Annotated in this window: 12 protein-coding genes; 6 read left to right on the forward strand and 6 right to left on the reverse strand. The window is 59.7% G+C overall.

What is annotated here, in order from left to right; all coding sequences use genetic code 11:
• Positions 1–83 precede the first annotated feature (83 nt).
• Both ACZ5SR_RS05085 and ACZ5SR_RS05090 read right to left on the reverse strand, forming a co-directional pair.
• Entirely contained in the window at positions 84–1,199 is a 1,116-nt protein-coding gene (locus ACZ5SR_RS05085; protein ID WP_464450487.1) for an acyl-CoA dehydrogenase family protein, read from the reverse strand.
• A gap of 10 nt (positions 1,200–1,209) precedes the next feature.
• Positions 1,210–2,391, reverse strand: a complete 1,182-nt coding sequence (locus ACZ5SR_RS05090; protein ID WP_464450488.1) for an acyl-CoA dehydrogenase family protein — start codon at positions 2,389–2,391, stop codon at positions 1,210–1,212.
• A gap of 118 nt (positions 2,392–2,509) precedes the next feature.
• On the opposite strand from ACZ5SR_RS05090, the gene purN reads away from it, so the two are divergent.
• The gene (gene purN / locus ACZ5SR_RS05095; protein WP_464450489.1) at positions 2,510–3,112 is read left to right on the forward strand and encodes a phosphoribosylglycinamide formyltransferase; all 603 of its coding nucleotides are present in this window, start codon (positions 2,510–2,512) and stop codon (positions 3,110–3,112) included.
• On the opposite strand, the gene ACZ5SR_RS05100 is transcribed toward purN, so the two are convergent.
• The gene (locus ACZ5SR_RS05100; protein WP_100171990.1) at positions 3,082–3,318 is read right to left on the reverse strand and encodes a DUF1653 domain-containing protein; all 237 of its coding nucleotides are present in this window, start codon (positions 3,316–3,318) and stop codon (positions 3,082–3,084) included. The two genes, purN and ACZ5SR_RS05100, sit on opposite strands and share 31 nt — an antisense overlap.
• Positions 3,319–3,372: 54 nt before the next feature.
• Between ACZ5SR_RS05100 and ACZ5SR_RS05105 the strand changes: the two genes are divergently transcribed.
• Both ACZ5SR_RS05105 and ACZ5SR_RS05110 read left to right on the forward strand, forming a co-directional pair.
• Entirely contained in the window at positions 3,373–4,671 is a 1,299-nt protein-coding gene (locus ACZ5SR_RS05105) for an RsmB/NOP family class I SAM-dependent RNA methyltransferase (protein WP_464450490.1), read from the forward strand.
• Positions 4,672–4,782: 111 nt separating this feature from the next.
• On the forward strand, positions 4,783–5,994 hold the full coding sequence (locus tag ACZ5SR_RS05110; RefSeq protein ID WP_464450491.1) for a DesA family fatty acid desaturase: 1,212 nt from the start codon (positions 4,783–4,785) through the stop codon (positions 5,992–5,994).
• Positions 5,995–6,234: 240 nt separating this feature from the next.
• Here the strand turns inward: ACZ5SR_RS05110 and rpmG are convergent, their stop codons facing one another.
• The 3 genes from rpmG to trxB form a co-directional block, all read right to left on the reverse strand.
• The gene (gene rpmG, locus ACZ5SR_RS05115; protein WP_006298735.1) at positions 6,235–6,405 is read right to left on the reverse strand and encodes a 50S ribosomal protein L33; all 171 of its coding nucleotides are present in this window, start codon (positions 6,403–6,405) and stop codon (positions 6,235–6,237) included.
• A gap of 26 nt (positions 6,406–6,431) precedes the next feature.
• Entirely contained in the window at positions 6,432–6,665 is a 234-nt protein-coding gene (gene rpmB / locus ACZ5SR_RS05120) for a 50S ribosomal protein L28 (RefSeq protein WP_026039317.1), read from the reverse strand.
• A gap of 351 nt (positions 6,666–7,016) precedes the next feature.
• Entirely contained in the window at positions 7,017–7,976 is a 960-nt protein-coding gene (trxB, locus tag ACZ5SR_RS05125; RefSeq protein ID WP_464450492.1) for a thioredoxin-disulfide reductase, read from the reverse strand.
• A 161-nt stretch (positions 7,977–8,137) separates the two neighbouring features.
• Between trxB and ACZ5SR_RS05130 the strand changes: the two genes are divergently transcribed.
• Genes ACZ5SR_RS05130 through ACZ5SR_RS05140 form a run of 3 tightly spaced genes read left to right on the forward strand, consistent with a single transcriptional unit; the run spans position 8,138 to position 12,547 of the window.
• Entirely contained in the window at positions 8,138–10,540 is a 2,403-nt protein-coding gene (locus ACZ5SR_RS05130; protein WP_464450493.1) for a DNA translocase FtsK, read from the forward strand.
• Positions 10,541–10,545: 5 nt separating this feature from the next.
• Positions 10,546–11,232: an outer membrane lipoprotein periplasmic chaperone LolA gene (lolA, locus tag ACZ5SR_RS05135; protein ID WP_464450494.1), complete on the forward strand. Its 687-nt coding sequence runs from the start codon at positions 10,546–10,548 to the stop codon at positions 11,230–11,232.
• A 16-nt stretch (positions 11,233–11,248) separates the two neighbouring features.
• Positions 11,249–12,547, forward strand: coding sequence for a replication-associated recombination protein A (locus tag ACZ5SR_RS05140; protein WP_464450495.1), 1,299 nt, complete (start codon positions 11,249–11,251; stop codon positions 12,545–12,547).
• The last annotated feature ends 37 nt before the right edge of the window (positions 12,548–12,584 follow it).

Consider the following 12,584-nt stretch of genomic DNA (forward strand, 5'->3'; position numbering starts at 1 on the left):
CGTTTCGGGCTCAGAGGCGCTTCGCTTTGCCACATCGCCTGACCCGCGCCGCCCTCCCACCTTGCTCTGGTCCGTTGATCCCTTTAGGCGAACACGCCTGCCGTCTCTTGCATGCGTGCCGACACTTCGCCCAGCTGGTGCAGGGTGTCGCCAAACGTCATGTCCAGCTGCGTCAATTTCTTGAAGTAGTGGCTGGCGATGTATTCGTCGGTCACGGCAATGCCGCCATGCAGTTGCACCGCCTGCTGGCCGATGAAGCGCATGGACACACCCAGCTGGTACTTGGCGCGGGCCAAGGCGCGGCGGCGTTCGTCGGCAGGCGCGTGCAACTTCAAGCTGGCGTAGTAGCTCATCGAGCGGCCCAACTCCAGCTGCATCTTCATGTCGGCCACGCGGTGGCGCAGGGCCTGGAAACTGGCGATGTTCACACCGAACTGCTTGCGGGTGTTCATGTAGTCCACGGTGATCGCCAAGGTCTTGTCCATCACGCCCACGGCTTCGGCGCAGGTGCAGGCGATGCCGATGTCCACGGCTTCTTCCAAAGCGGTCAAGCCGTTCAGCGTGATCAGCTGGGCGGCGGCCTTGTTCAACACCACTTCGGCGGCGCGTGAGCCGTCTTGGGTGATGTAAGCCTGGGTATTCACCCCGCTGGCGCTGCGCTCGACCAAAAACAAAGCGATTTGGCCATTCACGGTGGCAGGCACCACAAAAGCGTCGGCTTGGTCACCCACGGCCACCACGCTCTTGGTGCCGCTGACAGCCCATGCACCGCCCGCTTCGCTGGCAACTGTTGCGCAGCGGTCCAGCTGGTAACGGGCACCGCGCTCTTGCTGCGCCAGCACCACGATGGCTTCGCCTGCGGCCATGCGCGGCAGCCAAGCGGCTTGCAGGGCCGCAGGCGCGTGGGTTTGCAGTGTGGCGCTGCAAATCAGGGTTTGGGTCAAGGGCTCGAGCACGATGCCGCGGCCGAGTTCTTCCATGGTGACCATGGCTTCGGTGGGTCCCATGCCCATGCCGCCGTGGTCTTCGCTCACATACAGGCCTGTCAGGCCCAGTTCGGCCATCTCGCCATAAGCGGCACGGTCAAAGCCACCCGCAGCCACGATGGCGCGGCGGCGGTCAAAGTCATAGCCTTTGTCCACCCATTTGCGCACCGCGTCGCGCAGTTGCTCTTGGTCGTCAGAAAAATCGAAATCCATGTGTGTCTCCTTAACCCAGAACTGTCTGAGCGACGATGTTGCGTTGCACTTCGTTGCTGCCACCGTAAATGGTGGTCTTGCGCATGTTGAAGTAGTTGGCCGCCAATGGCGCGTTGGCCACCACGCCGCCCGGGAAGTTGCCTTGCCAGCCGGCGTCCATGGCTTCGAAGATGAAGGGCAGGGCAAAAGGACCCGCCGCTTGCATCATCAACTCGGTGTAGCGCTGCTGAATTTCGCTGCCCTTGATCTTGAGCAGACCTGCGATGTCGAGTGAGTTTTTGCCCGACTTTTCGGCGGATAACACGCGCAGCACCAGCATTTCGAGGGCCACGATGTCCACTTCGAGCTTGGCGATTTCGTCACGGAAGCGCATGTCGTCGTACACGCCCTCGGCTTTGGCGATGCGCTTCAAGCGCTCGAGTTCGCGCTTGGCGCGGTTCACGTCGGCGATGTTGGTGCGCTCGTGGGCCAGCAGGTGCTTGGCGTAGTTCCAGCCCTTGTTTTCTTCGCCAATCAGGTTTTCAGCGGGCACTTCGACGTTGTCAAACCAGACTTCGTTGACTTCGCATTCGCCATCCAACAGTTTGATGGGGCGCACGGTGATGCCGGGCGACTTCATGTCGATCAGCAAGAAAGAAATGCCGGTTTGAGGCTTGCCTTCGGTGCTGGTGCGTACCAAGCAGAAGATCCACTCGCCATATTGGCCCAAGGTGGTCCAGGTTTTTTGGCCGTTCACGATGTATTTGTCACCCACGCGCTCGGCGCGGGTTTTGAGCGAGGCCAGGTCCGAGCCAGAACCCGGCTCGCTGTAGCCTTGGCTCCACCAAACTTCGCCGCTGGCGATGCCGGGCAAAAAGCGCTGCTGCTGTTCGGCATTGCCAAAAGCCATGATCACCGGGGCCACCATCACGGGGCCAAAAGGCACCACGCGGGGGGCACCCGCCAAAGCGCATTCTTCTTCGAACAAATGCTTTTGCACGGCGGTCCAGCCAGGGCCGCCAAACTGCGTGGGCCAGCCCCAGCCCAGCCAGCCTTTTTTGCCCAAAATTTTGGCCCAGCGCTGCATGTCCTCGCGGGTCAGGCGCATGGCGTTGTGCACTTTTTGTGAAATGTCAGCGGGCAAGTTTGCCTTGACCCAAGTGCGGATCTCGTCGCGGAACGCGAGCTCTTCGGGGGTGAATGCCAAATCCATGGGGTTTTCTCTCAAAATCAAACGACCGTGCTTTTTATCACGCGCAGGCCGATTCGGCTTGTCCTTGGTGCGACAAATGCTGGGTTGACTTGGGTCTGAAGGGATAATTCAGCCCTTCATGAGAAACATCGTCATTCTGATTTCGGGCTCTGGCTCCAACATGGCGGCCATCGTGCGTGCTGCGGAGCAGGGCCGTTGGACCGATCGCCTGAACGCCCAAGTGGCCGCCGTGCTGAGCAACCGGGCCGATGCCCAAGGCTTGGACTTTGCCAAGGATCACGGCATACCGACCCAGGTCCTTGACCACAAGGCCTTTGCCAGTCGCGAAGACTTCGATGCCGCCTTGATGGCCGAAATTGACCGACATGCGCCTGATTTGGTCGTGCTGGCGGGCTTCATGCGCATCCTGACCCCCGGTTTTGTGGCGCACTACAAAGGGCGATTGCTCAATATCCACCCGTCTTTGTTGCCCGCTTTTCCCGGCTTGAACACCCACCAGCGCGCCATCGATGCCGGTTGCCGCTTTGCCGGGGCCACGGTGCACCAGGTCACGGCCGAGTTGGACCATGGCAGCATCTTGGCGCAGGCCGTGGTGCCGGTGCTAGCGGGCGATACCGCCGACACCTTGGCAGCGCGTGTGCTCAGCCAAGAGCACTTGATCTATCCGCAGGCGGTCGCTCAGTTTTTGGCTCAATCGCCGATGCGTTCAAAGCGCGGTTGAACCTTGCCATTGAATTCGGCCACGTCGGCAAACATGGCCGCAGGCCTGACCCACAGGCCTTGTTCGCCATACAGCGCTTGGTAGAGGGTCATGGGCTCAAGGTCTTCGCTGTGGCGCACGGTGCCCAGCACGCGGTATTGGCCGCCCTTGTAATGGCGGTACAGGCCTTTGGGCGTTTCAATCAGAGGCGGCAATTTTTCGGACATGGATTTCCTGATGTGTAACTGTCACAAGGGTCGGGGATGGGACAATACACCCCTATGCATCCAAAAGCCCTTTTAGACGCCTGCGCCGATTTGGTCAGGCTGGTCCTCCAATTTGAACACCCTGCCGACGCCGTCGTGTCGCGCTACTTTCGTGAACACCGCTCCCTCGGCCCCCGTGAACGGGCCACCTTGGCTGAAACCGCTTTTGCGGTGCTGCGCAAAAAATTGTTGTTTGAGCAATTGGCCCGCTCCGGTTCGGGCGCCAAAGAGCGCAAGCTGGCGATTTTGGGCTTTTTCGGCCCACGCGACTTCTTGGCCTCAGCCCTGAACGACACAGAGAAGAAGTGGCTGGCCACCTGCGATGCCATTCCCGCCGATGCCTTGATGGCCCCGCACCGCCACAACCTGCCCGAGTGGATGGCACAAGCCCTCCAAGCGCAGTTGGGTGAGGATTTCTGGGCCTTGGCTGAGAACCTGCAACAAGCAGGCACGCTGGATTTGCGGGTCAACATGTTTCAGGCCAAACGCAGCGATATTCAAAAAGAGCTGGCGCAAGCGGGCATTGCCTCCGAACCTACCCCTTATTCGCCTTGGGGTCTGCGCTTGCAAGGCAAACCTGCTTTGCAAAAAACCGATGCCTTCACCCGCGGCGCCATTGAGGTGCAGGACGAAGGCTCGCAGCTGCTGGCTTTGCTGGTGGACGCGCACCGGGGTGAGATGGTGGTGGACTTTTGCGCGGGCGCAGGCGGCAAGACGCTGGCGCTGGGCGCAGCCATGCGCAGCACGGGCCGTTTGTATGCGTTTGACGTGTCGGGCCACCGCCTTGATGCGCTCAAGCCTCGCATGGCGCGAAGCGGCTTGTCCAATGTGCACCCGGCAGCCATTGCCCATGAGCGCGATGACCGCGTCAAGCGCCTGTCGGGCAAGATCGACCGCGTGCTGGTCGACGCACCCTGCTCGGGCCTGGGCACCTTGCGCCGCAACCCCGACTTGAAATGGCGGCAAAAGCCCCAAGCTGTGCAAGAGTTGACTGAGAAACAATTGGCCATCTTGCAAAGCGCCTCGCGCATGGTCAAGTCGGGCGGTCGTTTGGTGTATGCCACCTGCAGCGTCTTGCCTGAAGAAAACGAGCTGATCGCGCAAGCCTTCAGCGCCGCCAACCCGGACTTTGTCCCCCTGAACGTGGCGCAAGAGCTCGACAGGCTCAAAGTGCCCCACGCAGCAAGTCTGTGCTCACCGGCCCCATCGGGCGATGCCCACCCCGATGCAGCGCCAGCAGGCACATTCCTGAGACTGTGGCCCCATCGCCATGCCACGGATGGGTTTTTCGCCGCGGCATGGGTCAGAAAGTAAATTTTCTGATTCATTCTTTTTGAATCCGGTCGAAACAGCTGTCCTTTTGGGGCAGGAAAACTTAAAATCGACAAATTGCCTGAAATCAGGCGTCAGTAGAAAGACGAACTCATGTTGTTGCCTGATTGGGCTTTTCTGGATGCCATCATTCATTGGATGGGCCACGGCCTGTTCGATTTGTCGTGGTGGCAAATGGTGTTGGTCACCTTGGGCTTGACCCACATCACCATCGCCAGTGTCACGATTTTCTTGCACCGTCACCAAGCGCACCGCGCCTTGGATCTGCACGCTATTCCCTCGCACTTTTTCCGTTTCTGGCTGTGGCTGACCACCGGTCAGGTGACCAAGGAGTGGGCCGCGATTCACCGCAAGCACCACGCCAAGTGCGAGCAAGCCGAAGACCCGCACAGCCCCCATGTGCACGGCATCAAAACAGTGTTGTTCACAGGCGCTGAGTTGTACCGCAAGGAATCCAAGAACAAGGAAACCCTGCAACGTTACGGCCACGGCACCCCTGACGACTGGATCGAGCGCAACCTGTACACCCGCTTTTCTTGGCAAGGCGTGGCCCTGATGATGATCATCGATGTGGCCCTGTTTGGCTTTTTGGGCCTGACGGTGTGGGCGGTGCAAATGGCCTGGATTCCGATCACGGCCGCCGGCATCATCAACGGTGCAGCGCATTACTGGGGCTACCGCAACTTTGAGGCGCACGACGCCAGCACCAACATCTCCCCTTGGGGCATCCTGATTGGTGGCGAAGAGTTGCACAACAACCACCACACTTACCCCACATCGGCCAAGTTGTCGGTCAAGCCTTACGAGTTCGACATCGGCTGGTTGTACATCCGCACGCTCGAAACTCTGGGGCTGGCGACTGTGAAAAAGACACCTCCACGCCTGGCTTATGGTGACATCCGTCCCGTGGCCGATGAAAAGACCCTGGAAGCGTTGATCGCCAACCGTTACGAAGTGATGGCGGGCTATGCCCGCAATGTGCGCACCGTGATGCAGCAAGAAGCTGGCAAATTGAAGCTCGATGCCAATGTGATCCAAGCCGCTCAGCGTTGGTTGCACCGCGACAGCGCCAAGGTGCCCGCAGCCGCCCAAGACCAGCTCAAGCAAGCCCGTGCTGCCAGTCCGGTGCTCGACAAGATGGTGCAAATGCGCGAAGAGCTCAGCCAGATTTGGCTGAACACCTCGCACTCGCGCGAGCAATTGGCCGCTGACTTGCAAGCCTGGTGTCGCCGGGCTGAAGAAAGTGGCATCGCTGCCTTGCGTGACTTTTCTGTCAAATTGCGTGCAGTCCGCCAGACAGCCTGATCGGTTTCAGTACCCATGCAAACAGGGCCTTCGGGCCCTGTTTGCTTTTGGGGTCCAAGGTGGGTGTTTGTCGGTGTTGAGGCCGTGTGATGTGAGGGATCGAACTCTTTGACCCGATGGGCCTTTGCAGGTCAGTGTCCTTGGTTTCGGCGCTTGCCATACAAGGCAGGTCTTTTCACAAGTTTTCGCCCATGAAAAAACCCGCCAGAGGCGGGTTTTTTGCGAGAGGCTCAGGCCGAATCACTTCAGCTTGATTTCCTTGTATTCAACGTGCTTGCGAGCTTTGGGGTCGAACTTCATGATCGACATTTTCTCGGGCATTGTTTTCTTGTTTTTGCTGGTCGTGTAGAAGTGACCAGTGCCAGCTGTGGATTCCAGCTTGATTTTTTCGCGTCCGCCTTTGGTTGCCATGGTGTATGACTCCTAATGTTCTGGGTTTAGGCTTGACCGCGTGCGCGCAGGTCTGCGAGCACGGCATCGATGCCGTTTTTGTCGATCAGGCGCAGAGCGGCGCTGGAAACGCGCAGACGCACCCAACGGTTTTCTGTTTCAACCCAGAAACGACGGTATTGCAGGTTCGGCAGGAACCGGCGCTTGGTTTTGTTGTTGGCGTGGGAAACGTTGTTTCCCGTCATTGGGCCTTTGCCCGTTACGTCGCAAACGCGTGCCATGTGGACACTCCGATACTTTGAAAACAGCCGGTGCCGATGGGTCTCATGCAGATTTGCATGGGGCCTGGCGCTCCAGCCTCACCTCGCCAAGATGGGTGGCGGTATCCCAGATCGCTGGCTCCGTGATCCCGAATGACAATCCAGGCAGATCCAGCAAAGCCTCAGATTATAGCCAGAAAGCGGGGGTTTTTTGTTGTAAGCCTTGAAGCCTAGTGAGTTTTACCCTTGGTGGGTGGGCGCAGGGTGTGCCTGCCGGGGTTCAGAGGCGCTTCGCTTTGCCACATCACCCCGCCAGGCACACCCTGCGCCCATTTGCAATCCGTTGGCAAGAAAACTCAGGTCTGCAGGACCTCAGCCGTTGTTCTGTTCCAGAAAACGCTGCGCATCGAGCGCAGCCATGCAACCTGTACCAGCGCTGGTGATGGCCTGGCGGTACACGTGGTCTTGCACGTCGCCAGCGGCAAACACGCCGGGCACGGAGGTTTGGGTTGCAAAGCCTTTCAAGCCGCTTTGGGTCACGATGTAGCCGTTTTCAAGGGTCAGTTGGCCCTGAAAGATGTCGGTGTTGGGGGCGTGGCCAATGGCGATGAAGCAGCCTTTGAGTTCCACGTCGTGAAGGCTGCCGTCTTTGGTGCTTTTCAGGCGCACGCCAGTCACGCCAGTGTTATCGCCCAATACTTCTTCCAGTGTTTGGAAGGTTTTGAGCACGATCTTGCCTGCGGCGACTTTGTCCATGAGTTTGTCAACCAGGATGGGCTCGGCCTTGAACTTGTCGCGGCGGTGGATCAAATAGACCTTGCTGGCGATGTTGGACAGGTACAGGGCTTCTTCGACGGCCGTGTTGCCGCCGCCCACCACGCAGCACAGCTGGTCGCGGTAGAAGAAGCCGTCGCAGGTGGCGCAGCCGCTCACGCCGCGGCCCATGAAGGCTGTCTCGGAAGGCAGGCCCAGGTATTTGGCCGACGCGCCGGTGGCGATGATCAGGCTGTCGCAGGTGTAGGTGCCGCTGTCACCGATCAGGGTGAAGGGGCGTTGCTCCAACTTGACGGTGTGGATGTGGTCAAACACGATTTCGGTGTTGAAGCGCTCGGCATGCTCCTGAAAGCGCTGCATCAAGTCGGGGCCTTGCACGCCATGCACGTCGGCGGGCCAGTTGTCCACCTCGGTGGTGGTCATCAGCTGGCCGCCTTGGGCCATGCCGGTGATCAGCAGGGGTTTGAGGTTGGCGCGGGCGGCGTAAACGGCGGCGGTGTAACCGGCAGGGCCGGAGCCGAGAATCAGGACTTGGGCGTGTTTGACAGTGGCAGACATGTTGAGCAATCGGGGTGGCAGACGGTTAAAAGAAAAGTCAGTGCAGTGCACCGGATCGTCAGATTGTAAGAAACCGTCAAAGGCAAAGGGCAAAGAGGGCTTAGACCTCAGAGACTTGCGGTCTGGATGGGGCTCGATCGGGTAAGCTTGAGGCTTAATTTATGACCTATTCCCTGCACACACTGACCAATCCGACAGCCCGGGACAAGGCGCTGGAGGCACCTCAGACTTTTTGGGCACGATTTGCCCAGGAAATCGTTTTGTTGATGGGCGGCGCTTTGTTGCTGCTGTGCCTGTTGGCTTTGTTGAGTTACCACGCCTCCGATCCCGCTTGGTCCACATCGGGCAGTGGTCAGGGCGTGCGCAACTGGGTGGGGCCCGTGGGGGCCTGGTTGGCCGATCTGGCTTACTTTGGATTGGGGTATTCCGCTTGGTGGTGTTTGGCTGCGGCTGGTCGTGCTTGGCTGGTGGGGCTGGCTCGGTGGATGCGTGGACCTTCCGATGACGAGCAGTCGGCCGATGCGTTGGGTGTCATGCGCAGCCGATGGACTTTCTGGCTGGGTTTGTTGGTGTTGGTGGCAGCGAGCGCCAGCATGGAGTGGGCCCGCCTTTACCGACTTGAGGCCAATTTGCCGGGCCACAGCGGTGGCGTTCTGGGGTATTTGGTGGGCACTGCCAGCGTTCGCTGGCTGGGTTTTACCGGCGCTGCATTGGTGGGCATTGCCTTGGTGGTGGCGGGTGTCGCCATGGTGTTTCGTTTTTCATGGGGCCAGTTGGCCGAGTCGATTGGTGCCCGCATTGACGGTTTGATCCAATCGCGCCACGTGAAGCGGGAAATTGAAGAGGATCTGGCCTTGGGCCAAAAAGCCTTGCGTGAGCGCGAGCAAACCACACCTTTGCAGGCCGTTGAGCCGCAATGGGATCTGAACCCTTTGACGACAGCACCCGAAGGTCAACTTGATCTGGAGCCCGTGCCGTTGCCCATGCCACCCCCGGCCCCCCGGGTCATCGAACCGACTGTCCTGGAAGTGCCGCGCAGTGAGCGGGTGGTCAAGGAGCGCCAAAAACCCCTGTTCAACGAGCTGCCTGACAGCAAACTGCCGCAAGTCGATCTGCTCGACAGCTTGTCCATCCGGCAAGAAACGGTCTCACCCGAGACGCTGGAAATGACCAGCCGATTGATCGAGAAAAAGCTCAAGGATTTTGGTGTCGAGGTGCGTGTGGTGGCTGCAGCCCCCGGCCCGGTGATCACGCGTTACGAAATCGAGCCGGCGACTGGCGTGAAGGGCTCGCAGGTGGTGAACCTCGCTAAAGACTTGGCGCGTTCGCTCAGCCTGGTGTCGATCCGCGTGATCGAGACGATTCCCGGCAAAAATTTCATGGCGCTGGAGTTGCCCAATGCCAAGCGCCAGTCGATCAAGCTGAGCGAAATCCTCGGCTCGCAGGTCTACAACGAAGCCAAGTCCATGCTGACCATGGGGCTGGGCAAGGACATCATTGGCAACCCTGTGGTGGCCGATCTGGCCAAGATGCCCCACGTCTTGGTGGCCGGTACCACGGGCTCGGGCAAGTCGGTCGGTATCAACGCCATGATTTTGTCGCTGCTTTACAAAGCCGAAGCCCGCGATGTGCGCTTGTTGATGATCGACCCCAAGATGTTGGAAATGTCGGTCTACGAAGGCATCCCGCACCTGTTGGCACCTGTGGTGACCGACATGCGCCAGGCAGCGCACGGCCTCAACTGGTGCGTGGCCGAGATGGAAAAGCGCTACAAACTCATGAGCAAGATGGGCGTGCGCAACCTGGCCGGATACAACCAGAAAATCGACGAAGCCACGGCCCGCGAAGAGTTCATCTACAACCCTTTCAGCCTCACGCCCGACGATCCGGAGCCACTCAAGCGCTTGCCGCACATCGTGGTGGTGATCGACGAGTTAGCCGACCTGATGATGGTGGTGGGCAAGAAGATCGAAGAGCTGATTGCTCGCCTGGCCCAAAAGGCCCGCGCTGCCGGTATCCACCTGATTTTGGCCACCCAACGCCCCAGCGTGGACGTGATCACGGGCTTGATCAAGGCCAACATACCGACCCGCATCGCGTTTCAGGTGTCGAGCAAGATCGACAGCCGCACCATCCTGGACCAAATGGGTGCCGAGGCCCTTCTGGGCATGGGCGACATGCTCTATATGCCTTCGGGCACGGGTTTCCCTATCCGCGTGCACGGCGCTTTTGTCAGTGACGAAGAAGTGCACCGCGTGGTCAGCTACCTCAAGAGCCAGGGCGAGCCCGATTACATCGAAGGCGTGCTCGAAGGCGGCACGGTGGACGATGACGGCGGCATGCTGGGCGAGGGTGACAACGACGAGAAAGACCCGATGTACGACCAAGCCGTTGAGGTGGTCTTGAAAAACCGCAAAGCCAGCATCTCGCTGGTGCAGCGCCACCTCAAGATTGGCTACAACCGCGCTGCCCGTTTGGTGGAAGACATGGAAAAAGCCGGTCTGGTCAGCGCCATGAGCGGCAGTGGTCAGCGTGAAATTTTGGTGCCCGCACGGGCAGAGTGAATCGAATGACAAACAATGTTGGGCAGCGCCGCACGGTGCTGGGTTGCTGGGTCGGGGTTTTGTTGGCCGCTGCTGTGGGGGGCTTGGCCCTGCCAGCGCAGGCCGACAGCGTGGACCTGCTGGCCCAGTTCATGAAGCAGGCCCGCAGCGGTCGGGCCGATTTCACCCAGGTGGTGACCTCCCCCAGTCGTCCTGGTCAGACCTCGCGTGCGAAAACATCGAGTGGTCGTTTTGAGTTCCAGCGGCCAGGCAAGTTTCGCTTTGACTACCGCAAGCCCTTTGTTCAAACCTTGGTCGCCGACGGCCAGACCTTGTGGTTGCACGATGTGGATCTGAACCAGGTCACGGCCCGTGCGCAGTCTCAGGTGCTGGGCTCGACCCCCGCAGCCTTGCTGACAGCCGCTTCGGATTTGCAGACCCTCAAAGCCGATTTCAAGTTCAGTGCAGAGCCCGATCAGGGCGGCCTGCAGTGGGTACGGGCGACGCCCCAATCCCCAGATGGACAAATTCGCGCGGTGTTGGTGGGTTTGCGTTCCAGCGCTTCAGGCCCTGAACTGGCCGTGCTGGATGTCCAAGACAGTCTGGGCCAGCGCTCTGTGCTGACTTTTTCGGGTTTTGAGCTCAATCCGGTCTTGCCCGCCAGCACCTTTGTGTTCAAAGCCCCGGCGGGCACGGACGTGATTCGCCCTTGATGCGCTTTGGGTGCCGATGAAAGCCGCCAGTTTGTCGACCCACGCCCCCCTGGCCGAGCGCTTGCGCCCGCGCCACCTGGGTGAGGTGATTGGTCAGCAGCATTTGTTGGGTGAGGGCATGGCCTTGCGTCTGGCATTTGAGTCCGGCCAGCCGCACAGCTGCATTTTGTGGGGGCCACCTGGCGTGGGCAAAACCACCATCGCCCGTCTGATGGCCGATGCGTTTGACGCCCAATTTTTGAGCATCAGCGCCGTGCTCGGTGGTGTCAAGGACATCCGTGAAGCGGTGGAAAAAGCCGAAGCCGCCCGCACAGGCTTGCATCCCCAGCGCACCATCATGTTTGTGGACGAGGTGCACCGCTTCAACAAAAGCCAACAAGATGCGTTTTTGCCGCATGTGGAAAGCGGCCTGTTCACCTTCATTGGGGCTACCACCGAGAACCCCTCTTTTGAGGTGAATTCAGCTTTGCTGTCGCGGGCCGCGGTGTATGTGTTGCAGCCCCTGAACGAGGAGGACCTGCAAAGCATTGTGCTGCGGGCGCAGGCCATCAACGCGATACCCGCCATCGAAGCCGAGGCCTTGGCCCGCCTGCTGGCCTATGCCGACGGCGATGCCCGCCGTTTGCTCAACACCCTGGAAACACTGGCCATGGCGGCCCAACAAGAAAATATCGACCCGGTGACCGACACCTGGCTGATGCGGGTGTTGGGCGAGCGCATGCGCCGCTACGACAAAGGTGGCGAGCAGTTCTACGACACCATCAGCGCCTTGCACAAATCGGTGCGCGGTTCTGACCCGGATGCCGCCCTGTATTGGTTCGTGCGCATGCTCGACGGCGGTGCAGACCCGCGCTACATGGCCAGGCGTTTGATCCGCATGGCCAGCGAAGACATTGGCCTGGCCGACCCGCGAGCGCTGCGCATGGCGCTCGACGCCGCCGAGGTGTACGAGCGCTTGGGCAGCCCTGAGGGTGAGTTGACGCTGGCGCAGTGTGTGATTTACTTGGCTGTAGCCCCCAAATCCAATGCCGCCTACAAAGCCTTCAACCAGGCCAAGGCTTGGGTCAAAAAAGACGGCACCCGCCCGGTTCCCATGCATTTGCGCAATGCCCCCACGAAACTGATGAAAGATTTGGACTACGGCAAGGGCTATCGATACGCCCACGACGAGGAAGATGGTTTTGCCGCAGGCGAGCATTACCTGCCCGACGGCATGCCTGAGCCCGGCTTTTACAAACCGGTTCGCCGGGGTCTGGAGATCAAAATTGCCGACAAACTGGAAGAACTGCGAAAGAAAAATGAAGCCACAGGGTAAGTCCCGACGGCAATGAATACTGGCGCGATCCTTTCTT

The organism is Limnohabitans sp. TEGF002 (assembly GCF_055395845.1).

What these genes read in the sequence shown, in the direction of transcription:
- ACZ5SR_RS05085 (WP_464450487.1), bottom strand. Translation starts at nt 1,199, where the DNA reads ATGGATTTCGATTTTTCTGACGACCAAGAGCAACTGCGCGACGCGGTG.
- ACZ5SR_RS05090 (WP_464450488.1), bottom strand. Translation starts at nt 2,391, where the DNA reads ATGGATTTGGCATTCACCCCCGAAGAGCTCGCGTTCCGCGACGAGATC.
- purN (WP_464450489.1), top strand. Translation starts at nt 2,510, where the DNA reads ATGAGAAACATCGTCATTCTGATTTCGGGCTCTGGCTCCAACATGGCG.
- ACZ5SR_RS05100 (WP_100171990.1), bottom strand. Translation starts at nt 3,318, where the DNA reads ATGTCCGAAAAATTGCCGCCTCTGATTGAAACGCCCAAAGGCCTGTAC.
- ACZ5SR_RS05105 (WP_464450490.1), top strand. Translation starts at nt 3,373, where the DNA reads ATGCATCCAAAAGCCCTTTTAGACGCCTGCGCCGATTTGGTCAGGCTG.
- ACZ5SR_RS05110 (WP_464450491.1), top strand. Translation starts at nt 4,783, where the DNA reads ATGTTGTTGCCTGATTGGGCTTTTCTGGATGCCATCATTCATTGGATG.
- rpmG (WP_006298735.1), bottom strand. Translation starts at nt 6,405, where the DNA reads ATGGCAACCAAAGGCGGACGCGAAAAAATCAAGCTGGAATCCACAGCT.
- rpmB (WP_026039317.1), bottom strand. Translation starts at nt 6,665, where the DNA reads ATGGCACGCGTTTGCGACGTAACGGGCAAAGGCCCAATGACGGGAAAC.
- trxB (WP_464450492.1), bottom strand. Translation starts at nt 7,976, where the DNA reads ATGTCTGCCACTGTCAAACACGCCCAAGTCCTGATTCTCGGCTCCGGC.
- ACZ5SR_RS05130 (WP_464450493.1), top strand. Translation starts at nt 8,138, where the DNA reads ATGACCTATTCCCTGCACACACTGACCAATCCGACAGCCCGGGACAAG.
- lolA (WP_464450494.1), top strand. Translation starts at nt 10,546, where the DNA reads ATGACAAACAATGTTGGGCAGCGCCGCACGGTGCTGGGTTGCTGGGTC.
- ACZ5SR_RS05140 (WP_464450495.1), top strand. Translation starts at nt 11,249, where the DNA reads ATGAAAGCCGCCAGTTTGTCGACCCACGCCCCCCTGGCCGAGCGCTTG.